Source organism: Amycolatopsis sp. NPDC059021, from assembly GCF_042739895.1.
GTDB lineage: Bacteria > Actinomycetota > Actinomycetes > Mycobacteriales > Pseudonocardiaceae > Amycolatopsis.
On record NZ_JBHYIQ010000037.1, the window covers coordinates 17,759 to 42,556 of the forward strand.

At 69.0% G+C, this 24,798-nt stretch carries 30 protein-coding genes and 1 tRNA gene; 19 read left to right on the top strand and 12 right to left on the bottom strand.

The genetic code is table 11. The features are described from left to right. The first annotated feature begins 38 nt into the window (after positions 1-38). Both ACFWX1_RS22195 and ACFWX1_RS22200 read left to right on the top strand, forming a co-directional pair. Complete coding sequence (locus ACFWX1_RS22195) at positions 39-794, top strand: MarR family transcriptional regulator (protein ID WP_378390123.1); 756 nt, start codon at positions 39-41, stop codon at positions 792-794. Positions 795-879: 85 nt separating this feature from the next. Further along, positions 880-1,593 carry a maleylpyruvate isomerase N-terminal domain-containing protein gene (locus ACFWX1_RS22200; RefSeq protein ID WP_378390125.1) on the top strand — a complete coding sequence of 238 codons (714 nt, stop codon included), beginning with the start codon at positions 880-882 and terminating at the stop codon, positions 1,591-1,593. A gap of 21 nt (positions 1,594-1,614) precedes the next feature. Here ACFWX1_RS22200 and ACFWX1_RS22205 read toward each other — a convergent pair whose 3' ends face one another. The 4 genes from ACFWX1_RS22205 to ACFWX1_RS22220 form a co-directional block, all read right to left on the bottom strand. Further along, positions 1,615-2,469, bottom strand: coding sequence for an oxidoreductase (locus ACFWX1_RS22205; RefSeq protein WP_378390127.1), 855 nt, complete (start codon positions 2,467-2,469; stop codon positions 1,615-1,617). Continuing rightward, a complete protein-coding gene (locus ACFWX1_RS22210) occupies positions 2,469-3,338 on the bottom strand; it encodes a helix-turn-helix transcriptional regulator (RefSeq protein ID WP_378390129.1) in 870 nt (289 codons plus the stop codon). Before ACFWX1_RS22210 ends, ACFWX1_RS22205 begins: the two co-directional genes overlap by 1 nt. An 89-nt stretch (positions 3,339-3,427) precedes the next feature. After that, positions 3,428-4,075 (bottom strand): TMEM175 family protein, encoded by a 648-nt coding sequence (locus ACFWX1_RS22215; RefSeq protein ID WP_378390130.1) that lies wholly within the window; start codon positions 4,073-4,075, stop codon positions 3,428-3,430. A 23-nt stretch (positions 4,076-4,098) separates the two neighbouring features. Then, complete coding sequence (locus ACFWX1_RS22220) at positions 4,099-4,623, bottom strand: DUF6790 family protein (protein WP_378390132.1); 525 nt, start codon at positions 4,621-4,623, stop codon at positions 4,099-4,101. A 56-nt stretch (positions 4,624-4,679) separates the two neighbouring features. Between ACFWX1_RS22220 and ACFWX1_RS22225 the strand changes: the two genes are divergently transcribed. From ACFWX1_RS22225 to ACFWX1_RS22235, 3 genes are all read left to right on the top strand, one after another. Further along, complete coding sequence (locus tag ACFWX1_RS22225) at positions 4,680-5,099, top strand: MarR family winged helix-turn-helix transcriptional regulator (protein WP_378390134.1); 420 nt, start codon at positions 4,680-4,682, stop codon at positions 5,097-5,099. A gap of 89 nt (positions 5,100-5,188) precedes the next feature. Continuing rightward, positions 5,189-5,959: an alpha/beta fold hydrolase gene (locus tag ACFWX1_RS22230; protein ID WP_378390136.1), complete on the top strand. Its 771-nt coding sequence runs from the start codon at positions 5,189-5,191 to the stop codon at positions 5,957-5,959. 60 nt (positions 5,960-6,019) lie between these two features. Then, on the top strand, positions 6,020-6,400 hold the full coding sequence (locus ACFWX1_RS22235) for a RidA family protein (RefSeq protein ID WP_378390138.1): 381 nt from the start codon (positions 6,020-6,022) through the stop codon (positions 6,398-6,400). 170 nt (positions 6,401-6,570) lie between these two features. Here the strand turns inward: ACFWX1_RS22235 and ACFWX1_RS22240 are convergent, their stop codons facing one another. Together ACFWX1_RS22240 and ACFWX1_RS22245 are read right to left on the bottom strand one after the other, a co-directional pair. Beyond that, a complete protein-coding gene (locus tag ACFWX1_RS22240; protein WP_378390140.1) occupies positions 6,571-6,882 on the bottom strand; it encodes a hypothetical protein in 312 nt (103 codons plus the stop codon). A 14-nt stretch (positions 6,883-6,896) separates the two neighbouring features. Next, entirely contained in the window at positions 6,897-7,310 is a 414-nt protein-coding gene (locus ACFWX1_RS22245) for a hypothetical protein (protein WP_378390142.1), read from the bottom strand. A 100-nt stretch (positions 7,311-7,410) separates the two neighbouring features. Between ACFWX1_RS22245 and ACFWX1_RS22250 the strand changes: the two genes are divergently transcribed. From ACFWX1_RS22250 to ACFWX1_RS22270, 5 genes are all read left to right on the top strand, one after another. Beyond that, a complete protein-coding gene (locus ACFWX1_RS22250; protein ID WP_378390144.1) occupies positions 7,411-8,028 on the top strand; it encodes a TetR/AcrR family transcriptional regulator in 618 nt (205 codons plus the stop codon). Between the two features lie 115 nt (positions 8,029-8,143). Then, on the top strand, positions 8,144-9,184 hold the full coding sequence (gene vanH, locus ACFWX1_RS22255; protein WP_378390145.1) for a D-lactate dehydrogenase VanH: 1,041 nt from the start codon (positions 8,144-8,146) through the stop codon (positions 9,182-9,184). Beyond that, positions 9,177-10,217 carry a D-alanine--(R)-lactate ligase gene (gene vanA / locus ACFWX1_RS22260; protein WP_378390147.1) on the top strand — a complete coding sequence of 347 codons (1,041 nt, stop codon included), beginning with the start codon at positions 9,177-9,179 and terminating at the stop codon, positions 10,215-10,217. Before vanH ends, vanA begins: the two co-directional genes overlap by 8 nt. Continuing rightward, entirely contained in the window at positions 10,214-10,849 is a 636-nt protein-coding gene (gene vanX, locus ACFWX1_RS22265; RefSeq protein ID WP_378390149.1) for a D-Ala-D-Ala dipeptidase VanX, read from the top strand. The genes vanA and vanX overlap by 4 nt, the downstream gene beginning before the upstream one ends. 30 nt (positions 10,850-10,879) lie before the next feature. Beyond that, entirely contained in the window at positions 10,880-12,001 is a 1,122-nt protein-coding gene (locus tag ACFWX1_RS22270; protein WP_378390151.1) for a glycosyltransferase, read from the top strand. Here ACFWX1_RS22270 and ACFWX1_RS22275 read toward each other — a convergent pair. Beyond that, a complete protein-coding gene (locus ACFWX1_RS22275; protein ID WP_378390153.1) occupies positions 11,943-13,046 on the bottom strand; it encodes a sensor histidine kinase in 1,104 nt (367 codons plus the stop codon). The genes ACFWX1_RS22270 and ACFWX1_RS22275 overlap by 59 nt on opposite strands. Further along, positions 13,039-13,722, bottom strand: a complete 684-nt coding sequence (locus ACFWX1_RS22280; RefSeq protein WP_378390155.1) for a response regulator transcription factor — start codon at positions 13,720-13,722, stop codon at positions 13,039-13,041. The genes ACFWX1_RS22275 and ACFWX1_RS22280 overlap by 8 nt, the downstream gene beginning before the upstream one ends. Before the next feature lie 88 nt (positions 13,723-13,810). On the opposite strand from ACFWX1_RS22280, the gene ACFWX1_RS22285 reads away from it, so the two are divergent. The 3 genes from ACFWX1_RS22285 (at position 13,811) to ACFWX1_RS22295 (ending at position 16,090) form a co-directional block, all read left to right on the top strand. Continuing rightward, on the top strand, positions 13,811-14,434 hold the full coding sequence (locus tag ACFWX1_RS22285) for a M15 family metallopeptidase (protein ID WP_378390156.1): 624 nt from the start codon (positions 13,811-13,813) through the stop codon (positions 14,432-14,434). Positions 14,435-14,745: 311 nt separating this feature from the next. Beyond that, a complete protein-coding gene (locus tag ACFWX1_RS22290; protein ID WP_378390158.1) occupies positions 14,746-15,876 on the top strand; it encodes a cytochrome P450 in 1,131 nt (376 codons plus the stop codon). 85 nt (positions 15,877-15,961) lie between these two features. Continuing rightward, positions 15,962-16,090, top strand: coding sequence for a hypothetical protein (locus ACFWX1_RS22295; protein WP_378390159.1), 129 nt, complete (start codon positions 15,962-15,964; stop codon positions 16,088-16,090). A gap of 89 nt (positions 16,091-16,179) precedes the next feature. Here the strand turns inward: ACFWX1_RS22295 and ACFWX1_RS22300 are convergent, their stop codons facing one another. Next, entirely contained in the window at positions 16,180-16,737 is a 558-nt protein-coding gene (locus ACFWX1_RS22300) for a DUF4232 domain-containing protein (protein ID WP_378390162.1), read from the bottom strand. Between the two features lie 18 nt (positions 16,738-16,755). On the opposite strand from ACFWX1_RS22300, the gene ACFWX1_RS22305 reads away from it, so the two are divergent. The 4 genes from ACFWX1_RS22305 to ACFWX1_RS22320 all read left to right on the top strand — a co-directional run bounded on the left by ACFWX1_RS22305 (position 16,756) and on the right by ACFWX1_RS22320 (position 18,859). Then, entirely contained in the window at positions 16,756-17,136 is a 381-nt protein-coding gene (locus ACFWX1_RS22305) for a hypothetical protein (RefSeq protein ID WP_378390164.1), read from the top strand. Between the two features lie 55 nt (positions 17,137-17,191). Beyond that, positions 17,192-18,064 (top strand): SAM-dependent methyltransferase, encoded by an 873-nt coding sequence (locus ACFWX1_RS22310; RefSeq protein WP_378390166.1) that lies wholly within the window; start codon positions 17,192-17,194, stop codon positions 18,062-18,064. 55 nt (positions 18,065-18,119) lie between these two features. Further along, positions 18,120-18,203, top strand: a tRNA-Leu gene (locus ACFWX1_RS22315). A 269-nt stretch (positions 18,204-18,472) separates the two neighbouring features. Next, a complete protein-coding gene (locus ACFWX1_RS22320) occupies positions 18,473-18,859 on the top strand; it encodes a helix-turn-helix domain-containing protein (protein WP_378390167.1) in 387 nt (128 codons plus the stop codon). Positions 18,860-19,238: 379 nt separating this feature from the next. On the opposite strand, the gene ACFWX1_RS22325 is transcribed toward ACFWX1_RS22320, so the two are convergent. Beyond that, positions 19,239-20,387 (bottom strand): epoxide hydrolase family protein, encoded by a 1,149-nt coding sequence (locus ACFWX1_RS22325; protein ID WP_378390169.1) that lies wholly within the window; start codon positions 20,385-20,387, stop codon positions 19,239-19,241. A 63-nt stretch (positions 20,388-20,450) separates the two neighbouring features. Here ACFWX1_RS22325 and ACFWX1_RS22330 point away from each other — a divergent pair, with 63 nt between their 5' ends. Beyond that, complete coding sequence (locus ACFWX1_RS22330; protein WP_378390171.1) at positions 20,451-21,401, top strand: helix-turn-helix transcriptional regulator; 951 nt, start codon at positions 20,451-20,453, stop codon at positions 21,399-21,401. A 99-nt stretch (positions 21,402-21,500) separates the two neighbouring features. After that, complete coding sequence (locus tag ACFWX1_RS22335) at positions 21,501-22,571, top strand: hypothetical protein (protein WP_378390173.1); 1,071 nt, start codon at positions 21,501-21,503, stop codon at positions 22,569-22,571. Between the two features lie 69 nt (positions 22,572-22,640). Here ACFWX1_RS22335 and ACFWX1_RS22340 read toward each other — a convergent pair whose 3' ends face one another. Together ACFWX1_RS22340 and ACFWX1_RS22345 are read right to left on the bottom strand one after the other, a co-directional pair. After that, positions 22,641-23,171: an RICIN domain-containing protein gene (locus tag ACFWX1_RS22340; RefSeq protein ID WP_378390175.1), complete on the bottom strand. Its 531-nt coding sequence runs from the start codon at positions 23,169-23,171 to the stop codon at positions 22,641-22,643. Between the two features lie 174 nt (positions 23,172-23,345). Then, complete coding sequence (locus ACFWX1_RS22345; RefSeq protein ID WP_378390177.1) at positions 23,346-24,770, bottom strand: hypothetical protein; 1,425 nt, start codon at positions 24,768-24,770, stop codon at positions 23,346-23,348. Between the last annotated feature and the right edge of the window lie 28 nt (positions 24,771-24,798).

A 24,798-nucleotide genomic window follows, 5' to 3' on the forward strand; every position in this document is an offset into this window, starting at 1 on the left:
GTTATGGTGTTCCGACACCGAGGAGTCAGGGGTAGGAGATGGCCGGCGAAAGACTCACCAGGCAGGACCGGCGGCAGATCGCCGCAGGATTGCGTGACGGGCTGACCTACGCCGCGATAGGCCGCGGCATCGGGCGGCCGACCTCGACCGTCACCCGTGAGGTGATGCGCAACGGCGGGCCGGGCGGCTACCGCGTCGACCAGGCCCACCGGGCCGGAACGCGGAATGTGCGCAGCCGCAAGACCACTCCACCGGCTCCGCCGCCGCGAGGTGCCGGACTCGGCGGGCGCGATCCGCGGGTCGTGCACGGGGTGGCCGCGCACAGCACGGAACTGTTCGTCCAAACAGGACTCCCGAGGATGATGGCCAGGGTGCTCTCCGCGCTCCTCACCACCGACAGCGGCAGCCTCACCTCGGCCGATCTCGTGCGACGCCTGCGCGTCAGCCCCGCCTCCGTCTCCAAGGCCGTCGGCTACCTGGAGGCAAGGGAAATCATCAAACGCGAACGCGATCCCCACCGCCGGGCGGAACGCTACGTGGTCGACGAAGACATGTGGTTCCAGGCCATCATGGCCAGCGCGCGCATCGACATCCAGATCGCCGACGCCTGCGAGACGGGCGCACGGAGACTCGGCGCCACCACCCCCGCGGGCACCCGGCTGGAGAACATGAGCCAGTTCCTCCGCCGCGTCAGCGAGGACCTGACCCGCTCGGCCCAGCACTGGCGCCAGGTCTACGCCACCCACGCGCCTGCCAGGACCGGCGACGAGTCCGCGGTCGAACTCGGGGACTGAGGTGCTGCCCCGCACCGGAAGAGAAGCACCTTCCCGGCGGGCCGGGCAGGATTCTCGGCACCACACCCGGAGAACGGATGCGCCGATGAACGAACTGCCCGAGAACGCGCCCGACGACGTCGTATACCGCTATCTGCGCACAACGATCAGCACGTTGGTCACGTCGGCGGCGGAGGACATCGGCGACCGCACGGTCCCCGCCTGCCCGGAATGGACCGTCCGCGACCTCCTCGCCCATCTGGCGGACATCGCCGCGCTCGTCACCCGCCGGCTGGGAGGCGAACCGGACACCGACGCGGAATCAGCCGCCCAGCACGGCTCGGTCCGCGTCGTGCTCGACGCGTGGGCGGTCCTCGGCGAGCAGGTGGCCTCCCTCATCGCGGGAGGCGGCGGCCACCTGATGATCATGGACGCGCTGAGCCACGAACTCGACCTGCACCGGATCCTCGGCACCGCGCCCGAGCGCGGGCACCCGGCCTTCCGGAACTCGCTCGACGTCGTCGTCCGCGGAATGGGCGAGCACCTCGCCAAGCACGACGTCCCCGCGCTCGAGGTGCGAGCGGCAGGACAGCGGTGGTCACTGGGAGACGGCGCCCCCGCGGCGACGGTGACCGGCGCCGACTACGACATCCTGCGCTCGTTCACCGGCCGCCGCTCCAGCGACCAGATCCGGGCCCTGGACTGGAGCGCCGACCCCGCTCCCTGGATCCCCGCCTTCACCTGGGCGGCCTTCCAGCCACCTGCCGCCCCCACCGAGCCCATGGCCGGCGAGGACGGCCTGCCACGGCAGTGGCGTTAACGCCTGAGCACTGAAGCCGTGTCAGGCGGAGACGGTGACTCCGCCCTCGGGGCGATCGGTGGACAGGCTGAGCTCCTGCCAGGTGTCGATGTCGTTCTGCACACGCCGGCGTCCGGCCGCCACGAGGCGCAGGGCGTCCGAGCCGAGCAGCAGGTGCACGGGTGGCGTTTCGGCGTCGAGCACGGTGAGGATGGCCTGGCCGGCGCGGTCGGGATCGCCGATCCCCTGGCCCGCCAGTGCCTGGCGGCGGGCGCGGATCGGCTCGAACAGCTCGTCGTAGTCGGGGATGCCGCGGGGCACGCGGGCCAGCGACCTGCCCGCCCAGTCCGTCGCGAACGCGCCGGGGGCCACCGCGGTCACCCGCACCCCGAACTGCGCGACCTCCTGTGCGAGTCCGTCGGTGATGCCCTCCATCGCGTGCTTGCTGCCCTCGTAGAACGACAGGCCGGGGAACGTGGTCATCCCGCCCATCGAGGTGATCACGAAGATGTGCCCGCTCCGCCGTTCGCGCATCCCGGGCAGCACCGCCTTCATGGTGGCCACCGTGCCGAACACGTTGACCTCGAACTGGCGGCGCAGCTCGGCCATCGGAGCCTCCTCGAAGGTGCCCTCGACGCCATAGCCCGCGTTGGCCACGAGCACCTCGATCGGCCCCAGCGCGGCTTCGGCGGCGCGCACGGCCGGCTCGATCCGGTCCTCGTCGGTCAGGTCGAGGACGAAAGCCCGTGCGCGGTCGGGGTCGAGGGACTGGAAGGCGGCCGCGTGCCGCTCGGTGCGCACCGTGCCGGCCACCCGGTGCCCGGCCGCCAGTGCCTGCCTGGCAATCGCCAGTCCGAGCCCGGTGCTGACACCGGTGACCAGGAATGTCTTGCGCATCAAGGATTTCCTTTCATGGGTGCGGGGGCTGCGGACTCGCTGCCCCAACTGGCGAGCAGCCGCAGGCGCTCCTCACTGGGAGAGCCGGTCGGGGCGGAGTAGACCAGCATCGACAGGCTCGGGTCGGCGACCGGGGTGAAGATCTCGAACTGCAACTCGAGGTCACCGACGAGGTGGTGGTGGATCCGTTTCCTGCCGGTGCTGCGCTCGTGGACACGGTGCTCGGACCACCACGCCGGGAACTCCGGCGACCGCACCATCAGCTCGCCGATCAGGGTGGCGATGCGCTGGTTGCGGGGCTGGTCCGCGGCGGCCAGCCGCAGCACGTGGACGTAGTCACGGGCCACGCGCTCCCAGTCGCACCAGACCAGGCGCGCGCGGGGATCCAGCAGCGTCCAGCGGACCATGTTGCGTTCCCGGCGGGGCAGGGCGGCGATATCGGGAAACACCAGTGCCCACAACGCGTTCCCGGCGACAATCTCGAGATTGCCGTCACGGACGTAAGCGGGGCACAGATCCATCGACTCCAGCACCTGGCGCATCGCCGGCCGCAGTCGCGCCGAGTGCCCGCCGCGGTCCCGCGTCCCGGACGCGGTGCCGGCGAGGGTGAACAGGTGCCGCCGCTCGATGTCGTCCAGCCGCAGGGCGTCGGACAGGGCGAGCAGCACCTGCTCGGAGGGCTGTCCGGCGCGGCCCTGTTCGAGCCGGGCGTAGTACTCGGCGCTCACCCCGGCCGACCGGGCGACCTCGCCGCGCCGCAGGCCGGCGACGCGGCGACCGGGACCGGCCTCGACCGGGAGCCCGATCTCCTCCGGGGTGAGCCCGGCGCGGCGGGCGCGGAGGAAGTCGCCCAGTTCCTTGTTGACCATGCCTCAAGTCTGAGCTCGCCGTGATCATCCGCCAATGGGGTAGGTGGCCCTGCGAGGACCACCCAGGCAGATCCCCAGGAGCGGATCGGTCACCGGACGGCGCGGTCCTGGACGCGGCGGGCGACGGCGAGCACGACCGGTGCCGCGAGCCAGCACAGGTACGCGCCGGTGTTCGTGGTCAGGAACGAGACGGGAACGGAAATTCCGAACACCGCGGCCAGGCAGATGCTGCGCACCAGGCTCTGGGCGAGCTCCCGGGGCGGGACGCCCGTGCGGTACAGGTGTTCGCGCCGGATCTCCCGGATGATCAGCGCGAACGTCGCGGACGCCAGGACCTGCGCGATCGCGTAGAGGCTGAACCGGGGCGGGAAGGCGCCGGCCGCGGTGATCACCCGTGTCGCGAACGGCATCAGGACCTGCATGAACAGCCAGGCCAGGGTGAGGCTGGTCAGGCGGCTGCTCAGCGAGCCGACATAGCGGAAGATCTCGTGGTGGGCGCGCCAATGGGCGGCGATCACCGCGAAGCTGAGCACGAAGGCCAGGTACTCCTTGCCGTGCTCCCCCACCGAACTCAGCATCGCGCCGGTGGTGTCACCGGTGGGAATGGGGAGATCCAGTGCCAGCAGGGTGAGCGCGATCGCGATCACCGCGTCGACGAACACGGTGAGCCGGTCGGCGGCGACCGCCCGCGCCTGGCCGGTCTCGTCGCCGGGTCGGTGGCTGAGATGAGTCGTCATGGTGAGAACCAGTTCCCGCGGTGTCAGGCGGCGATTTCGGCGGCAGGCCGGGGCGTGGCCGCCAGTCGCCGGGAGCGCACGGCCAGGATGATCATCACGGCCGGGATGAGGATGTCGGTGATCAGGACTCCGCCGGTGTTGCCGGGCGCGTGGTCACCGCCCGCGAACCACTGGTAGACGTGACCGACCACGGCTCCCCACAGGAACATCCCGGCACCGAGCCCGATGGTGATCCGCTCCCGCGCCGACGCCGACGCGGCGCGGAATCCCATGACGGCCAGCCCGAGGTTGGCGAACGCGATCTCGAACAGGAACGGCGTCCGCCCGAAACCGATCGCGGTGGCCATCACGTCCGGGACGGCGAGGAACGCGACCGTCATCCACAGACTGCCGATCCCCATCGCGCCGATGGCCCACCAGCGCTGCCAGATCTCCAGCCGTTCCCGGGCCGAGGCAGCACGGCGGGCCCGCACGAACGCGCCGATGGCCGGGACCAGGATCCAGACGACAGGGAAGGCTGACTGGGCGAGGTAACTGACGTTGTCCATGCCCTCATTCTTACCTAGTTAATATTAACGTGTCAACACTCTGCTACGCTGATGCCATGGACGAAGGACTCGCGGACCTGCTGCACCGGGTCGTCATGCTCCTGGGCGAGGCGACCCGGCGGCGCACCGATGATCGTGACGGCTTGACCTACAGCCAGATACGGCTTCTGGGCACGCTGGAGGACATCGAGCCGGTGACACAGCACCGGCTCGCACAGGCACTGTCGGTATCCGACCCCGCGATCAGCCGGGCACTGCGACCACTCGAAGCGGACGGCCTGGTCCAGATCACCATCGACCCCGAACACGCCCGGCGACGACTGGTCCGCCTCACCGAGACCGGCCGGAAAGCCTTCCACACCGCCGGAAAACCCCTCTACGACGAATTCCGCACCGCACTCATCGCCGCCGGCTTCCCCTACGAACGCTACCTCCAAGACACCCTCCGGCTGGCCGAAATCCTCACCCCCGGCTGAGCGCCCCTCCGCGTTCCGCGACCGGGAAAGCCCAGGCGGAGAGGGAAAACTGGTTGAGCGAACATCGTCGCCGCGACGATCATGTCCGGGTGATCGAAACCTCCGTGTCCGCGCCTGGTGGCGTACGGATCGCCACACAGGATCACGGGGGCACCGGTCCCGCGATCGTGCTGCTGCACGGCCGGGGCCGCGACCAGCAGGACTGGCACCGGTTGCTGCCCTTACTGCGGAAGGCCGGTCTGCGTCCGGTGACGATGGACCTGCGGGGGCACGGCCGGTCGAGCGCGGCGCCATGGGGATGGGCGGAGGCGGTGGCCGACCTCGAAGCCGTTGTCGATCACCTTGGCCTGGACCGGCCGGCGATCGTCGGGCACTCCCTCGGCGGCATGGTGGCGGCGGTGTGGGCGCGCGAGCACCCGCGGTGCCCGCTGGCGGTGAACGTGGACGGCCACCCCGGCCCTGCCGGCCCGCACAGCTACGACGAACCGGACCCGGCCGCGGCCGCCGCGGCACACGCCGTGGTCACCGCTTTCGAGACGGAACTCGACGCCGAGGAGGGGCCCGACCCCGGCTGGGAGCAGTACCTGTCGACGTTCGAGGGCTTCGACCTGCTCGAGATCTATCGCAAGACTCGCTGCCGGCTGCTTGTTGTGTCCGCCGAGCACGACGAAGACGAGGACGATCTCCCACCAGAGGTGGCCGCAGCCTTCGCGTCGCACCGTCGCGGCATCGCACGCGATCTGGCCTTCGTGGCCGGGCAAACGCCCTTGTTCTCCGCCACCAGCCTGCCCACCACGCACGACGTCCACCTGGAAGACCCCGCCGGGCTGGCCCGGCTGGTGTTGGCGGAACTCGCTTAGCCCGCTTCTGCCGCTCCCTGGCAAGCAGGACCGAACCCACCTACCGAACCGGAGAAACCGATGACCCGCACCGCCATCGACGCCGCTTCCGCTGTCGCCGTCGGCCCCTACTCCCACGCCGTCGATACCGGGAGCCTGATCCTGCTGTCCGGCCAGACCCCGCTCGACGGGAGCACCGGGGCCTTGGTGGACGGCGGGATCGCGGCGCAGACCCGTCAGTGCTTCACGAACCTGTTCGCAGTGCTCGCCGCCGCCGGCCTGTCCCCCGACGACGTGCAGAAGTGCACCGTCTTCCTCACCGACATGAACGACTTCGCCGCGATGAACGAGGTCTACGCCGAGATGTTCGACCAGCCCTATCCCGCTCGCACCACCATCGGCGTCGCCGCCCTGCCGCTCGATGCCGCGGTCGAGATCGAAATCATCGCGAAACGCCGTTGAACAGCCAGCAGTGTCGTGAATGGTCCATTGGGGACGCTCAACGCCGTCAATGTCCCATTCGCGACACTCCAGCGCCGGGCCCCGTGTCCCGAACGCGCCGTTCAGGACGCTCACCGTCCCCAACGGAGCTTTCGAGACATCGGCACCACCACAGCCCACCCCACCCGGGGTCAGCTGTTCCGCCGGCGTTTCCGGCGTCCCGCGGTGCATTCGTAGATGAAGCCGAAGAGTGTCATGGAGAACATGCCGGACTGGACGACGGCCAGTCGTTTGCCGGCTTCGGCCTGTGTGGCGGCGCGCCAAGACCCGGAGGACAGCACGGCGGCCGCGCCGGCGAGGTTCATCGCCGCCCACACGAGGTTCAACCGCGGCGAGGAGTCCTCGCCGCCCAACGGGGTCAGACAGCGCTTTCCCGTGAGGCCCATGACCGCGTGCGGGATCACGTTGACCAGCAAGGCACCGGCGAGCAAGTCCCGTTTCATGACATTCCTTCCAGTCAGCTGGAGATCGAATCCGTTCGGCGGCGCCTCAGCCGCCACGCGAACGCGAAACACGGCAGGGCGGGAAGGAAGCCCACGAACAAGGCGGGCAGACTGCCGTGACGGACGGCCAGCAGGTCCGTCGCTCCGGCTACGACGAGCAGCACGATGTACCACGCGGCCAGTCTCCTGCCGGACATCGCGGTGTGCCCGCGCCTCGCACAGCTCGGCACGCCCCCGCGCCCGGCCAGTGCCGCAGCGAAGATCGCCGGCGCCATGATCAGCAAGGCGCCCACGGCGCCGTCCGGGGAGAGCAGCTCGCGCGGCGCCACGCCGACCACGGCGAAGAAGGCCACGGTGGCCACACCCCACGCCGTCAAGGCGCCGGCACCGGGCATGCGCTCCGCGTGTTCCGCCTCGAGATCACTCACCCGGCGCCCCCTCCCCTCGCGTGACGGCCATCGTGCACTCCACCCATAAATGAACGGTGTACATTCAGCTGACACAGCACGCTATATGAACGGTGGCCATATGACAAGCCCCGGGCGCCGCCGCGGCGCTCCGCCCGCCGGACAACGCCTGACCAGGGACAAAGTGATCGACACGGCGACCGGGCTGATCGAACGCGACGGCGTCGACGCCTTCAGCCTGCGATCCCTGGCCAAAGAACTGGACGTGCGCCCGGCCGCCCTCTACAACCACGTCGCGGGATTGGACGACCTGCTGGCCGCGGTCGCCGCCGGGTTCCTCGCCGGTTTCGAACTCGCCGAGACCGCTGCCTCGTGGCCGGACTGGGTCCGGGCGGTGGCATCGGGAATGCGCCGGCGCATGCTCGCCCGGCCCGCACTGGCCGGACTGGCGCTGTCCCGGGCTCCCGCGACCACCGCCGGGCCCGCGCTCATGCGCCGGTTCCTCGATCACCTGACGGCCGCGGGCGTCTCGCCCGCGACAGCCCACGTCGCCTGGCACGCGGTCCTGACCGTCGTGATCGGATCGGTCCAGCAGGAACGCGCCCGGGATCGCGACCAGGCCGACACCTTCGAGGCCGTCCTCGGCGTCACCGTCGACGGACTCGTCGCGGCCGCGAGCGGACCGCCCGACGACCAGGCCCTCGCGCTTCTCGGCAACCACGCGGTGGAACTCGACTGAGAAGCCGGCGCCGATCAGCGACACCCTCGAGCCAGGTTACCCGTCGGTAGCATATTGCCGGCGTATCGAAAAGCGCATACGGGACGGCAACAGCCCGCCGGTTTGACTGGGCGGCATGACCTCCAGCGAATCAGCCAGGACGGCGGTCCGCCGCACCCGGTCGCCGGCGTCCCCGTCTTCCACGCCCGGTCCCGCGGCAGGCATCACGATCTATGGTTGCGAGCAGGACGAGGCCGTTTTGTTCCGGGAACTGGCACCGTACTGCGGTGTCACGCCGACCATCACCGACGCCGCGGTGTCCGAAGCCACTGTCACGCTGGCATCCGGAAACCGATGCATCAGCGTTGGTCATAAAACGCGCGTCACCAACTCCACCCTTCGCGCGCTCGGCCGAGCCGGTGTGCGGTATATCTCCACCAGAAGCGTCGGATACAACCATATCGACGTGGAGTACGCGGAAAGCGTCGGAATCTCCGTCGAGAACGTCGCTTATTCGCCCGACAGCGTGGCCGACTACACGCTGATGCTGATGCTGATGGCGGTACGGGGCGCGAAATCCCTCGTCCGGCGCGCGGATGTTCATGACTACCGGCTGAACGACACGCGCGGGAAAGAGCTGCGTGATCTGACCATCGGGGTGATCGGGACAGGACGCATCGGCGTGGCGGTCATGGACAGGCTGCGCGGCTTCGGCTGCCGGGTACTGGCCCACGACAGCCGGCCCAGGAACTCCGCCGATTACGTTCCTCTCGACGAGTTGCTGCAGCTGAGCGACATCGTCACGCTCCACATCCCGCTCGACGCGGGCACGCACCACCTTCTCGATCGCCGGCGTATCGAGCAGCTGAAATACGGCGCGTTCGTCATCAACACCGGGCGCGGTCCCCTCATCGACACCGAGGCCCTCGTCGCGGCCTTGGAAAGCGGCAGGCTGGGCGGCGCGGCGCTGGACGTCATCGAAGGCGAGGAAGGAATCTTCTACGCCGACTGCCGGAACAAGTCCATCGAAGGCACTCCACTGGCGCGGCTGCAAAGCATGCCGAACGTGCTCATCAGTCCGCACACCGCCTACTACACGGACCACGCACTGAGAGACACCGTGGAAAACAGTCTCTTCAACTGCCTGAATTTCGAAAGCGGGAAACAGCATGGCTAGGGTGAAGGTCGGCATCTTGTTCGGGGGTGCTTGCGAGGAGCATCCCGTCTCCCTCAAGTCCGCCCGGGAGTTCGCCAAGAACCTCGACACCGGGAAGTACGAACCGTTCTGGATCAGAATTTCGCAGAGCGGTGCCTGGGAGCTTTGTGACGGTGTGAGCCCGGACGGGGAAAGTAGCGACGGCCGGCCGGCCGTGCTGTCACCGGACCGGGCCGTCCGCGGCCTGCTCGTCCTGGACCACGGGAAGTACGAAGAGATCGGCCTGGACGTCGTGGTGCCCGTCCTGCACGGCAGGTTCGGCGAGGACGGCGCGATCCAGGGCCTGCTGGAGCTCTCCGGCATCCCCTACGCGGGCTGCGACATCCAGAGTTCTGCCTTGTGCATGGACAAATCCCTCGCCTACGCGGTCGCCCGCGACGCGGGGATCGCCACACCGAAGTTCTGGAGCGTCTCGCCGGGCGAGGCTCTCGATCTCGACCAGTTCACCTATCCCGTCTTCGTGAAGCCGGCTCGTTCGGGCTCGTCCTTCGGCGTCAGCAAGGTGTACTGCGAGGAAGAGTTCCCGGACGCGCTGGAAACCGCGCGGCAGTTCGACTCGAAGGTACTGATCGAAGAGGCGGTCATCGGCAGCGAGGTCGGCTGCGCCGTCCTGGGGAATGATCCGGATCTGACGGTCGGCGAGGTGGACCGGATCGCGCTGACCCATGGCTTCTTCAAGATCCATCAGGAGACCGACCCCGAAAGCGGCTCCGAGAACTCGACACCGATCGTTCCCGCGGACATCCCGGCTGAGACGCGCGCGCTCGTCCAAGAGACAGCGAAGGCCATCTACCGCGCCCTCGGCTGCGGCGGGCTGGCCCGGGTGGACATGTTCCTCACCGAAGCCGGCGAAGTAGTCCTCAACGAGGTCAACACCTTGCCCGGCCTCACCTCCTACAGCCGCTATCCGCGCATGATGGCCGCTGCCGGGCTGCCGATGGCCGAGGTGATCGACCGGCTCGTGTCGCTGACCTTGGCGGGTAGCCGGCGATGAAGGCCGATTTCGTCTTCGTGGACGAGCTCGTCCCCGGAATACGATGGGACGCCAAGTACGCCACCTGGGACAATTTCACCGGCAAACCGGTGGACGGCTACCTCGCCAACCGTATCGTCGGTACGACGGCTTTGTGCGCGGCTTTGGAAAAAGCGCAGGAAAAGGCCGCGTCCCTCGGCTTCGGCCTGCTGCTCTGGGACGGTTACCGCCCGCAACGCGCTGTCGACAGTTTCATGCGCTGGTCGAAACAGCCGGAGGACGGCCGGACGAAACAGCGGCACTATCCGAACATCGACCGGCCCGCGATGTTCGAGCGGGGATACGTGGCCACCAGGTCCGGCCACAGCCGGGGCAGCACGGTCGACCTGACCTTCTACCGGCCGGCCACCGGCGAACTCGCCGCCATGGGCGGCGACCACGATCTGATGGACCCGATCTCCCATCATGGCGCGCGCGGAATCACGGAAGCCGAAGCGAGAAATCGCCGGCATCTCTGTTCCATCATGGAGGCCTGCGGTTTTGCCCGCTACGACGCGGAATGGTGGCATTATTCACTGCGCGACGAACCCTATCCGGACACCTATTTCGATTTTCCCATCACCAGTGCCGAAAGTCTGCTGGTCCATGGCTGAGATCCGGTGGGCGGTAAGGAAGTCCCGGGCGTGACGGCACCGCGCGTCGTGGTCGCCGGCGGCCATTCGGCAGGGCACATCGAACCCACGATGAACTTCGCCGACGCGCTGCGCCGGCTGGAGCCCACGGCCGAGATCACCGCTCTCGGCACCGTCCGTGGCCTGGACACCACGCTCGTCCCGGCCCGCGGCTACCCGCTCGAACTCATCCCGCCGGTACCGCTGCCGCGCGGCCTGAACCGGGCCCTGCGGCACACACCGGGCAGGCTGCGCGCCTCGGTGCGAGCGGCCGGGGCCGTGCTCGACCGAGTGCGCGCCGAGGTCGTAGTGGGCTTCGGCGGCTACGTGGCCTTCCCCGCCTATCTCGCCGCCCGACGGCGAGGCCTGCCGATCATCGTCCACGAGGCGAACGCCCGGCCCGGAGTGGCCAACCGGCTGGCGGCCCGGATGACGCCGCACGTGTTCACCGCCGCGCCGGGTGTCCGGCTGCCGCATGCCACCGCCGTCGGTATCCCGCTGCGCCCGGAGATCGCCGGGCTCGACCGGCCCGCGCTGCGCGACGCGGCCCGGCGGCGGTTCGGCCTACGGCCCGACGGGCCGGTGTTGCTGGTCACCGGCGGTTCGCAGGGCGCCGGGGCGATCAACGCCGCGGTGTCCGGCGCGGCCGCGGCGCTACGGGCGAGCGGCGTGCAGGTACTGCACATCACCGGACAGCGGCACGTGGTCGACGTGCCGGACGGTGCCCCGCCCTACGTCGTCACCCCGTACGTCGACGAGATGCGGTACGCCTACGCCGCGGCCGACTTCGTGCTCTGCCGTTCGGGCGCGATGACGTGCGCCGAACTGGCCGCTGTCGGCCTGCCCGCCGCGTACGTCCCGCTGCCGCTGCGCGGTGGTGAGCAGCGGCTGAACGCCGAGCCGGTCGTCGAAGCCGGTGGGGCGTTCCTCGTCGACAACGCCGACCTCGACCCGGCCTGGATCGAGACCGCCCTGATCCCGGTGCTCACCGACCCCGGGCGACTCGCGGCGATGTCCGCCCGCGCGTCGGCGTCCGGCGCCCCGGACGCCGACGTCGTGCTGGCCCGGCACGTGCTCAGCGTGGTCGCCGGGCGACGGAGGTGTCCGGCGCCTCGGCGGGGAGCCGCACCGTGACGCGGAGCCCGCCGTCGAGCCGGGGGGTGAGGGTGAGGGTCCCGTCATGTGCTTGGGCGATGCTCTTGACGATGGCCAGCCCGAGGCCGACGCCCGCGTGGTCACTGCGGATGCGTTCGGTGCCGCGCTGAAACGGCTCGACCAGCGTGGAAACCAAATGCGGGGAAAGCTTCTTGCCGGTGTTCTCGACGGTAAGGACGACGTCATGGGGATACGCGCCGGTCATGACCCGCACGATGCCCTGTTCGGGGAGATTGTGGACGATCGCGTTGTGCACGAGATTCGTGGTCAGCTGCAGCAGGAGTGTGTGGGAGCCGACGACGGGGGCCACGTCGCCGGAAGTCTCGATGGTGAGGCCGCGTTTTTCCGCGAGGGGAAGGAGTGTTTCAGAGGCTTCTTCCGCTATCAGGGAAAGGTCGACGGGCTCACGGGTGAAGGACCGTCGATCGGCGCGGCTGAGCAGGAGCAGCGCTTCGGTGAGATCGATCGCCCTGCTGTTGACGTAGTTGAGGCGCTCGACGAGTTCACCCGTGTCGCGGCCCGGATCGTTGCGGGCCACGTCGAGCAGTGTCTGCGTGATCGCCAGTGGGGTGCGCAGTTCGTGGGAGGCGTTGGCCGCGAATCGCTGCTGTTCGGCGACGTGTGCTTCGAGCTGTGCCAGCATGGCGTCGAAGGCGTCGGCGAGCTCGCGGAACTCGTCTTCGCGGCCCTCCAGCTCGATCCGGTGCGAGAGCGACCCGCTCGCCGCCCTGCGGGTGGCCTGGGTGATGCGAGTCAGCGGGGCGAGCATGCGACCGGCGAGAAGCCACCCGCCCAGCAGGCCGAACACCAGCAGGAACAGCAGCGCCGCGGCGGCGGCCTGCACGAAGCCGCCGATGAGGGAGGAGCGGATCAGGATGCCCCCTGGCACCTCCGCCTCGGCGGGCAGGTGACGCAGGACGAACACCCACACGACCGCGAGCAGCAGGATGCCCGCGACCATGAGGAACCCGGCGTAGCTGAGGGTGAGTTTGAGGCGAACGCTCCAGCCGGGATCCCTAGCCACGGTCCTGTCCCCCGCGATCGGCGTCGATGCGGTAGCCGACGCCGGGCACCGTGGCGATCAGCCAGGGTTCGCCCAGCCGTTTGCGCAGGGCCGAGACCGTGATGCGCACGGCGTTGGTGAACGGGTCGGCGTTCTCGTCCCACGCCCGTGCCAGGAGTTCCTCGGCGCTGACGACGCCACCTTCCGCGGCGACGAGGACCTCGAGCACGGCGAACTGTTTCCTGGTCAGCGCGACGTAGCGGCCGTCGCGGTAGACCTCGCGGCGGAACGGATCCAGCCGCAGTCCCGCGATCTCCCGCACGGGCGGCCTGTTGTGCGCCCGCCTGCGGTCGAGTGCCCGGAGGCGGAGCACGAGTTCCCGGAGTTCGAACGGCTTCGTCAGGTAGTCGTCGGCGCCGAGTTCGAACCCGGTGGCCTTGTCGTCGAGCCGGTCGGCGGCGGTGAGCATCAGGATCGGCATACCGCTGCCGGAAGCGACGACGCGTTTGGCGATCTCGTCACCGGAGGGGCCCGGAATGTCGCGATCGAGGACGGCGATGTCGTAGGAATTGACGCTCAGCAGTTCCAGCGCGGTGTCCCCGTCACCGGCGATGTCGGCCGCGATCGCCTCCAGGCGCAGCCCGTCGCGGATGCCTTCTGCCAGATAGGGTTCGTCCTCGACGATCAGCACACGCACATTCTCGATCCTACGAGCAGGCGCATATCGCCGGCATATCCAAAACCGCGTACGCGCCGGCAACACCGTATCGCCTTGGCTTGGCGGTATGACCTGCAGCGAACCAGCACGAACGACGACCGGCCGGCTTCCCGGCGGCCTGGTGACCACGACCCGCCGGATTCGCAGGACTCTCGCCGCCGGTCCGCGAGTCGTCATCGCGGCGGTCGTCAAGGCCCTCGGCTACCGGTTGGTTCGCGTCCAGTACCACGGCACGCTCGGCGAGGCCGATGGTGCCGTCCCCCGCGGCACGACGGTCTTCGACGACGAAGTTCCGGCCGTGGCCAACCTCGATCCGGCTCTCCTCGGTGCCCTGCGCGAGGCCGCGAAGGACGCCGCGAACGACGGCGTCGAATTCTTCGTCAACAGTGGCTGGCGTTCACCGGAGTACCAGAACCGGCTTCGCCGGGAAGCGGTTTCCCGGTACGGCTCGGAAAAGGAGGCCGCCCGCTGGGTGGCCACCCCCGGCACGTCTCCCCACGTTTCGGGGAACGCGGTCGACATCGGACCTTCCGAGGCCAAGGCGTGGCTGTCCGAGCACGGCGCCCGGTACGGGCTGTGCCAGATCTACCGCAACGAACCCTGGCACTACGAACTGCGCCCCGAAGCCGTCGAACACGGCTGCCCGCCGATGTACCCCGACCCTTCGCACGACCCACGAATGCGACAGTGAGCCAGTTTCTTCGGCACCACCAGCGCGGGCGCCCGACGACGGGACGGTCAGGATCACGAGTCCGGGTTGTCCCGGCTCCGGAAGCCGCCTTCCGCACCGGGGAGGCAAGATTGCTGTTCCCAAAGGGCATACCCGCGTCGGCGTGACATACCCGTGACATGACCTGCCTACCGTCGCGATCGATGATGCCCCGTGCCAAGGAGCGGTCTTTGTCTGCGCCGAGCGATACCCTTCCGCTGCCACTGCCCCGCGAACGAGAGTGCCCTTTCGGCCCCGCGCCCGAGATCGCCGGCCTCCGGCGGGAGGCACCGGTGACGAAGGTGCTGTGCCCGACCGGGATCGAAGCCTGGCTGGTCACCCGCTACGCCGATGTCCGGGAGGTGCTGGGCGACCAGGAGCGGTTCAGCGCCCGGTCGGGCCAAGCCGGTCACGTGCTGCTGAACCAGCCTCCCGGTGCCGCCGTCGAGGAGGGCGACTTCAACCGGATGGACAGCACGGATCACCTGCGCTTCCGCCGGGTGATCGCGCCCGCGATCACCACCGTCAAGCGCACGGAGCTGTTCCGGCCGCTGGTGCAACGGGTCGTCGACGAACTGCTGGACGCCCTGGCGGGCGAAACCGGTCCCGTCGACCTGCACGCCAGGTTCTCCACGCCGCTCACCTCATCGGTCATCGCCGAGTTGCTCGACGTCCCGCCCGAGGACGGGGTGCTGTTCCACAACGCCGCCAGGGCGTTGTTCGACGGGCACGTCGACACCGAGGAGCTGGAGGCGGTGAAGGTCCCGCTGTACGCCTACGTGGCCGAACTGGTGGCCCAGCGCGTTCAGGAGCCCGGCGAGGACGTGATCAGCGTGATGGCCGCCAAGGCACAGGCGGCTGATCAACCACTCACCCAGCTCGAACTAACAAAGGTGGCCTCGGGCCTGCTGGCCGCCGGCTACGACACCACCGCGAGCCTGATCACCTACGGCATACTGGCGTTGCTGCGCAACCCGGACCAGCTCGCGCTGCTCCGCGAGGATCCGAGCGCGGCCCCGAACGCCGCCGAAGAACTCCTTCGCCTGCTGAGCAACGGAAGCGGCCTAATGCGAGTGGCCACAGTGGACACCGAAATCGCCGGCACCCGCATCGCGGCGGGCGACTACGTCGTCGTCGCGCTCCAGTCCGCCAACCAGGACCCCGAGCGGTTCCCCTTGCCCGAACGGCTCGACCTCGCCAGGCCGCGTGGTGCACACCTGGCTTTCGGCCACGGTCCGCACCAGTGCCCCGGCCAGCACATCGCCCGGCTGGAGCTGACCACCGTGCTGGCCACGCTGCCGCGCCGGATCCCGTCGCTGCGGCTGGCGGTGCCGTTCGAGGAGGTCCCGTTCAAGAAGGACGCCGCCGTGCTCGGGCCCGCCCGGCTACCGGTCGCCTGGGACGAGGTGCTGCCCGCCGGGTAAGCATCCGGCTGTGTCGCGCGTCACGGAATGCCTGTCGATCTTCAGCGCTACACAAAGATAAGCGACGTTGTAGCCAAGGAGTGACATGTCCCCCACCACCGCCCCGGAAGAAGCCGCCCCGCTGGCCGTGCCGGCGCTCGACGACTTCGACTTCCCGCTGACCGACGGCGCCGCCTGCCGCATCGACGACCCTGACTGCGAAGCCTGCCAGTGAGGCGACTGTCCATTTAGGATGGAATGGAACCCGGCCGGTGCCACGGCTCCGCGGGGCCACCGCCCGGGCCTTTTCCGCCGGGGGACGGGTCAGGCGGTGGGAGCGGTTCCCGGGGTCAGCGCGCCGACGTCGACGGTGTGGCTGTCCGGACCGGCGTCGACCGGGCCGAGACCCCAGTCGAGGGTGACGTTCGGGTTGATGTAGTCACCGTGGGCGTTGGAATCCGACGGCGCGCTGAACGTGACGCCGTTGGGCGTCTGCTGCTGGGCGTCGGACCCGATGGCGGTCCAGTGCAACGGGACGTAGGCCGAGGAGCCGTCGACCAGCGCGACCGGCGGTGCGTCGGCCGGAGCCTGGTTGTCGACCAGCACATCGTGCGCACCGACCAGGCCGACGTGGAGCTTGCCCGGCAGGAGGCAGCGTTCCCCGGGGTTGGCGGTGAACTGGATGGCCGCGTTGCGGTTGCCCGCGCCGGCCCCGCCGTAGACCACCTTGCTGGTGAACTGGTTCGAGGTGCACGGGGAGACACTCGGGCCATAGCCGTTGTCGGCACTCGCGGTACCGGCGGCCAGCGCGGTCAACCCGGCGGCGGCTCCCGCGACGGCGAGGGCGGCGACGCTGCGGCGAAGGTAGGTGCGGGCTGTCATGGCTGCCCCTTTCCGGTCGTGCCCGGGCGGACCTTCCACCCGGCGGCCGGGCGATCGGCCGGTGATTCATTCACCTCGATCGCCCTCACCCCGGAAGACGTCCACGCGGCGGACGGGGTGCATCACTGTGGGATCACCCGCACCCAGGCAACCCGAACCCGCCTCACACGTCACCACAACGGAAGCGCGCGAAGCCTCATCGATTCTGCCCGAATTCACCCGCCGCACTATCCAGGCGGCCTCGATGACGAGCCGATCGAGCTGCTCCTTGCCGACCACCGCGTCAGCCAGGACACCTTGGCCGAGGACGACACGCTGTTCGCCACCCACCTGCCCTCTGGGCAGGCAGCTGCTTCCGACGCCGCGGCACGCGTCGTAGATCCGTCCCGCTCAGCATGATTGGTGCGAACGCCGGACGCCGAACACCGGCCGAGTCCGCCAGAATTCCCCTACCATGCCTGACAATTTCACGCCCACCGGCGCGTCGGAAGCGGCGGCCGACCGGCTGCTCGCCAACGTCGAGAAACCCAGCCCCGCCCGCATCTACGACTACCTGCTCGGCGGCGAGAACCACTACGCCATCGACCGCGAGTTCGGCGACCGCCAGAAGCGCGTCATGCCCGACATCGTGCGCGCGATGCAGGCGAACAGGGCGTTCCTCGGCCGTGCCGTCCGCTGCGCCGTGGCGCAGGGGATCCGGCAGTTCGTCGACATCGGCTCCGGCCTGCCCACCAAGGGCCAGGTGCACGAGATCGCCGACGAGGCCGCCCCCGGCGAATGCCGGGTCGTCTACATCGACAACGAGCCGATCGCCTACGCCCACGCCGACGCACTCCTGGGCACGCACGCGGACCGGCGCCGCCACCACGCCCTCTATGCGGACCTGCTCGAGTACACCGACCTGTGGCACCAGGTGTCGACGATCGACGGAATCGACCCGGAGGAACCGACCTGCCTGCTCGTGGTGGCGTTGCTGCACTTCATCACCCCCGAACAGGCCCCGGAAAAGGCACTGGAGTTCCTGCGCGACTGCCTCCCGGCCGGGTCACTGCTGGCCATGAGCCACGGCTGCGACGAGCTGGACGACCCCGGCATCCAGCAGGTCGTGCGCAACTACTCGACGGAGTCCACCACCCAGACCTGCCTGCGCACCCGAGCCGAGTTCACCGCGTTCTTCGGCGACTTCGAACTGCTCGACCCGGGCGTGGTGTGGGTACCGCAATGGCGGCCGGACAACGACTCCGTCTGGAGCGAACACCCCGCCACCTCCCGCTACCTGGCCGGCGTCGGCCGGAAACCGGCCCCTCTCCCCCACGCCGGGGCTTGATCGTCATCCCGATGACAGTGGGTCACGGGCACGATGTACACTCACTCCTCAGCAGGTCCGAGTGGCGGAATGGCAGACGCGCTAGCTTGAGGTGCTAGTGCCCTTAACGGGCGTGGGGGTTCAAGTCCCCCCTCGGACACACTCGTTAACCATACGCAGAGAGGCCGTCACCATGACGGCCTCTTTTTCGTGGTGGCAGCGCGTCCAACCTGGCATAGACCTCCGCCCGGTCGATCGTGACCGCTTCCGGTAGGTGCCTCAACTCAGCCTCCGCGGCCTGCCGCTCGGCCTGCGCGGTGTTAATCCTCGAGCCGCTTCGCCACCACCGCCCGGCCGGTGTCGCAGAAGGCGCGTCGCCGGATGGTTCAGGCGCTAATGTCGACGCTGAGGCGGACCACGGAGGAATGGGTGTCGGAAGACTGGACGGCGGTCGCGAAGGCCATCAACGAGCGCGTGCATGAGCTCGGATGGCGGCAACGCGAGCTTGCCGAGCGCTCTGCCGTGTCGCAGGCGATTGTGCGGGAAATCCAGCATCAAACGGTGGAGCGCAAGCGAAGTGCGCGAACGCTCGAAGCCCTCTCCACCGCGCTGGGCTGGCATCCACAGCACCTGTCGGCCTTGCTGAACGGCCGGATGCCCCCGACGCTCGGAGAACCGAGAGAAGACCTGAACGATGCGGTGTCCGCACGGCTCGCCGTCATCGAGCGGAAGCTGTCCGCCATCACGGAACAACTCGCCGATCTGAGCGCCGACCTTGCCGTATTGGTGCGTCGCGGAGAAGGCGGAAGTGAATAGCCGCTGGGCTTCCAGTTCCCCGCCGGCCGCGGACGAGGTTCGTTCTCGCTGTCTGTCATGGCACCGAGAAACGCCATTTCGCCAATGCGCAGCAGCTGGCGTCGGCTGACGCACCCGTGTTATTTCCGGAGCTCGAAGCCGGTCCGAGCGAGCGCGGCCATGAAGCTGAGAACCTCTTTGAGCGCGGCCCTTACCGGTCACCTCGGCCGTGACGTTCTCTCGAAGGTTCCGCAACTCGGCGGCCAGTGCTTCGAAATCCACTACTCTTACTTTCTGTTCTAATCGGCTGCCTTGCACCCCCAGGGAAGTTATCACCATTGTCGCCGATCACTTCACGATTACCGGGTCCGCGTTGGCAAGCCCCCATGGAACGGCGGTTTCAGCGCAGCTTGCCGAAGAATTCCCGTACGTCGTCGATGAGCAGGTCGGGAGCCTCCATCGCGGCGAAATGGCCGCCACGGCCGAACTCGGACCAGTGCACGATGGTGTGTTCCCGTTCGAGGGTGCTCCGGATCGACACGTCCATGGGGAACACCGCGACCCCGGTCGGCACCGTGGATCGCTCGTTCGCGCCCCAGGCTCCGGCGTGCGCGGTCTCGTAGTAGCAGTTGGCCGAGGAGCCGGCGGTGCCGGTCAGCCAGTACAGCATTACGTTGGTGAGCAACAGATCCCGGCCCACGGCGTCCTCGGGCAGTTCGGCGGCCGGATCGGTCCACTCCTTGAACTTCTCCACGATCCAGGCCAGTTGCCCGATCGGCGAGTCGTGCAGCCCGTGTGCCAGCGTCTGCGGCCGGGTGATCTGGATCATCGCGTAGCCGGACTGCTCGGTCTTCATGTACTGCAGGTGCTTCAGCCGCGTCTGCTCGGCCTCGGTCAGCTCCTGGTCCGGGTCGACATCGGTGAACGCGGCGAGCCCGTTCGCGTGCACACCGACGACCTTGCCGGGGTCGAGCCGCCCGAGCCCCGGGGCGACGACCGCGCCCGTGTCGCCGCCCTGCGCGCCGTAGCGGTCATAGCCGAGCCGGTTCATCAGTTCCGCGAAGGCCCTGGCGATCCGGTTGGTGTCCCAGCCGGTTTCGGTGGTGGGCCCGGAGAATCCGCTGCCGGGGATCGACGGGATCACCAGGTGGAACGCGTCCGCCGGGTCGCCGCCGTGCGCTCGCGGGTCGGTCAGCGGGCCGATGACGTTCAGGAATTCCACGATCGAGCCGGGCCAGCCGTGGATCAGGATCAGCGGCAGCGCGTCCGGCTCCGGCGAGCGGACATGCAGGAAGTGGATGTCCTGGCCGTCGATCTCGGTGGTGAACTGCGGGTAGGAGTTCAGTTCCCGCTCGTGGGTCCGCCAGTCGTAGCCGTCGCGCCAGTAGTCGGCCAGCCCCTTGAGATAGCTCGCCGGCACCCCGCGGCTCCAGCCGGCGCCGGGCAGGTCCGTGGTCCACCGGGTCCTGGCCAGCCGGTCCCGCAGGTCGTTCAGCTCGGCCTGGGGGATGTCGATGGTGAAGGGCCGGATTTCGCTGTTGTTGTCCATACGAACGACTCTAGGAGCCGGTTAGGTCAAGTTCGGTCCTAGCCGGATGGCAGACTTCACATCATGTGGGAAACCTCGGCACGTCTGTTGCGACTGCTCTCGCTCCTGCAGACCCGACGCGACTGGTCCGGCACCGAACTGGCGGAGCGGCTGGAAATCACTCCGCGCACCGTGCGCCGCGACATCGACCGGTTGCGTGCCCTCGGCTATCCCGTGCTGGCCACCGCAGGCATCGCCGGTTACCGGCTGGGGCCAGGCGCGAACCTGCCACCGCTGCTGCTCGACGACGACGAAGCCGTCGCGGTCGCGATGGGCCTGCGCACCGCCGCCGGCGGTTCGATCACCGGCATCGAAGAGACCTCGGTGCGCGCCCTGGCCAAGCTCGAACAGGTTCTGCCGTCCCGGCTGCGCCACCGGATCAACGCCCTGCACTCGGTGACGGTGCCGATGGCCAACACCGGACCCACCGCCGACCCGGACACCCTCACCGCCATCGCCGCCGCCTGCCGCGACTCACTGCGCCTGCGCTTCGACTACCGCACCCACGACGGAACCGGCAGCGTCCGTACGACCGAGCCGCACCGGCTGGTGCACACCGGACGACGCTGGTACCTCGTCGGCTGGGACGTCGACCACCAGGACTGGCGCACCTATCGCGTGGACCGCCTCCGACCACGCACGCCCACCGGCCCCCGGTTCGCCCCGCGCACCCCGCCGGACCCCGATCTCGGCGACTACACGTCACGGGCGATCTCCACCTCGGCCTACCGCTATCAGGCCCGGTTCACCCTGCACGTCGACGCCGAGACCGCGGCAGAGCGCATCACCCCCACCAGCGCGGTCCTGGAGCCGATCGACGAGCACAGCTGCACCCTGCTGGCAGGGTCCAACTCACTGGACGAGCTGGCCATCTATGTGGCAGGCAAAGGATTCGAGTTCCGCGTGCACGAGCCCCCGGAACTCGTCGAGCACGTCAAGACGCTCGCCGCCCGCCTCTCGAAAGCGGCGGATTAGCAGCCACAGTCGAACGTGCCCCTGTGACGTGATCGGCGGGCGGGGCGTAACCCGTGCGTGTACTTCCCGGTGTCGGCTCCCCTTCGAAAAGGAGACAACGTGCGGCACAAGATCACGCGCGCCCTTGCCCTGCTGGCGGCGCCGTTCGCGCTCGCGAGCACCGTCACCGCCGGCCACGCGGCAGCGGCGGCTCCCGTTCGTTATCAGGTGACCATGATCAGAGCCATGAACGGCGCGGTCGGCAACATACCTTTCGCGCTCAACGCGGCCGGCCATACCGCGGGATTGGGGTCGTTCCCCGGCCTCGGCGCCCAGACCGGCTACCTCAGCACCAGCCCGACGCAGGTGACCGAGTTGCCCGGCGTGGTACCGGGCGACCCGGCTTTGGCGCACGACAGCGCGGCGTTCGGGATGAACTCCTCCGACACCGTCGTCGGCTCCGCGCGGCAGACGCTGCCCATCCGGCAGACCGCGGTGGTGTGGCGCAACGGCGTCCCGACCGATCTCGGCATCCTGCCCGCCGACGATCAGGTCGAGGCGCGTGCGATCAACGACGCAGGCCAGATCGCGGGCAGGGGCGTCGACACCGGTGTCGCCTGGCTCTACCAGGGAGGAAGGACCACGGTGCTGCCGCCGCTGCCCGGTGGCCGGGTCGCCGGGGCGTTCGGAATCACCGCGGACGGCCAGGTTCTCGGATTGTCCACGACGACGAACGACGTCACCAACGCCGAGGCCACGGTGTGGCGCAACGGCAGCCCGTCCGGCCTCGGTTCGTTGCCCGGCAGCACGTGGTCGGAGGCGCACGCCATGAACTCCGGCGGGATCGCGGTCGGCGCGGCCGGGGTCGGCGGTGGCGAGTTCGCGCCCCGGCACCCGGTGATGTTCGCGGCGGGCAAGGTGATCGACCTGTGGCCGGATCTCGGCGGGAGCACGTTCGGCACCGCCTTCGCGATCAACAAGGACGGCACGATCGTCGGTGACGGCCGCGACGGCTGGGTGTACCGCGGCGGCGTCCGCACCGATCTGACCACGCTGATCCCGCCGGATTCCGGCCTGACCATCACGGCGGCCTACGGTATCAACGACGCCGGTCAGATCGCCGCCTCGGCGGCCAAGGTGGGCGACCGCCATCAGCGGTTCGCGGCGCTGCTCACGCCGGTCACGGACTGACCGTCCACAATGGAGCACCAGGGGCAGGGCTCGCGAGAGTCCCTGCCCCTCTCGTGCGCAAATCAGTGGTCAGTACCACCGCTGGTCGACGTGCAGGTGGCAGTCCCACAGCACGAGCCGTGTCCCGTTGGCCGTGCTGCCGTTGTTCGCCAGGCCCACGCACTTGCCCGAAGGGGTGTTGACCAGTGCGTTGTTGCCATCGCCCAGATCCCGCCACGACCACTGCTGGTCGGGGTTGAGGTGACAGTCCCACAGCACCAGTTCGGTGCCGTTGGCGGTACTGCCGTTGTTCGCCAGCCCGACGCACTTGCCGTTGGGGTAGCCGGAGGCGAAGCTGCGCAACGAGCGGCCGTCCAGCCCGGGGTACCACCGCTGGTCGACGTGGAGATGGCAGTCCCACAACACCAACCGGGTCCCGTTGGCCGTACTGCCGTTGTCCGCCAGCCCGACACATTTGGGGGCGGCGGCGCTGATGATCGGAGACGCGGCGGCGGCCTGTGCCGCGCCCGCCGGCGGGGCGGAGAGTGTCGCGCCGGTCAGCAGCCCGGCGAGAATGATTCCCAAGGTTCCCAGTACGCGTTTCACCTTGCTCCTGCTCATCGGTGCCCTTTCTGGAATTGGCTGGGAAGTGCGCGTTTCGACCATAGGGAAGACACGCCACGCCCGGCCGGGCCGCTCGGGCGACGGTTCGCGGCCTGATTTCCGCGCGAATCGGCCTGCCGGTTTTCTGCCCGGACGTTCGCTCCGCGGACCGTTGACTTCACGACGCCGCGGTCATGGAGTGATCAGGGATGTGAACGCGGCACGGATGTCGGCGTCGGACGCGGTGACGTATTCCTTCGGTGGCGGGCCGAGCTCGATCGTGCCGAAGTGAGAGTAGGTGAAGGTCTCGGGACAACTCGCGCCGCCGATCTCCACCGTGGTCTCGACCACGAGCTTTCCGGTCCGCAGCTCGTAGGCCTTCACCGGAATCGCGATCTTGTGGAAGGTCACGTCGCCACGGAGCTCGGGCCGTTTCTCACTGTGGTAGGGGCAGGTCTGGACCGGAGTTCCGTAGTCCGTCTTGCCCGCGCAAACCACCAGCACGGCCTCGGCGGCGTCGGTTCCCCGCCACTCGGCGGGAAGTTTGCCGGTGTACTCGTCGCTCCCGTAGAACAGTGCACGGTTGGTTCCTTTGCCGTAAGGGGCTGCGCCGCTGTATTGCGCCGGTTTGTCGCAGTAGGCAGGTTGTGCGCTGGCCGGCCCGCGCAGCAGGCCGCGGACGTTGGCCAGTTCGATGGCCAGCGTGGCCTTCTTGACCCCTTCCTCAGCCCTGCCGGTGAGTTCCTGGCCGGAATACCGGTCCAGGAACTGCTGATACCGCGCCCGTGCCTGCTCCCATTGCTCGGCGGCCGCGAGTTCGTCACCGCATCCGACGAGTGCCGCGGGGGCGATCCGCCCGACAACGGCGGCCGACCGGTCCAGCACGGTGTTGTTCTTGTGCCGCCAGAAAAGCCAGTCGCTGATCGCCGCGGTGTGGCAGGCGTTCTTTGCGGGTAAGCCGTTGAGGAACCCGTCGAGGGTCACCTCGGCCATCTTCTCATGGCCGGGCAGCTGGGCGAGAATCGAGGCGAGTCCGTCGAAGCCCGCTTTCAGGGCGTTGACGTCGCCTGCCGACGCGGCGGTGAGCCCGGCTTTGGCGGTCCGCAGCCGACCGCAGGCCTGAACGGTCTTCTCCCCGCGCACGGTCATCGGGGCGTCGGCCACGCGATGACCGAACCACACCTTGCGCAGCGCGGTTTCCGCTTGCCCGCAGTCGCCGCTGTGGCGGGCCTCGGTGACGGTGTGCTCGATCCTGGCGGCGTCGAACCGAAGGAGTCCGAAGGCGAGCAGCACAGGAATCGCGACCGCGAGGGCGATGATGCGCTGCCTGCGCACCACGACTCGCTCAGCGCGCCGTCGTGCGAGGAACCACCCGTGCGCGATGAGCGCCGCCCACCAGAGGACCACGCCCGCCTCGAGCCACACCGACCGGGCGACCGTGACGAGGAGGGTGACGAGCGCGGCCGTGACCACGAGGCTGAACACGGCGAGTTTGCGTCGCCCCAGTAACAGATATCCGACGCTCAGCAGCGAGGCATTGGCGAGGGCGACGGCCACCGGGTCATGGCTCCGGCGAACCGGCGCGGCTTCCGGTGTGACCTGCGTCGGGTAGTCCATCTCGGTCCCTTGGTCGGCAACGGGTGAC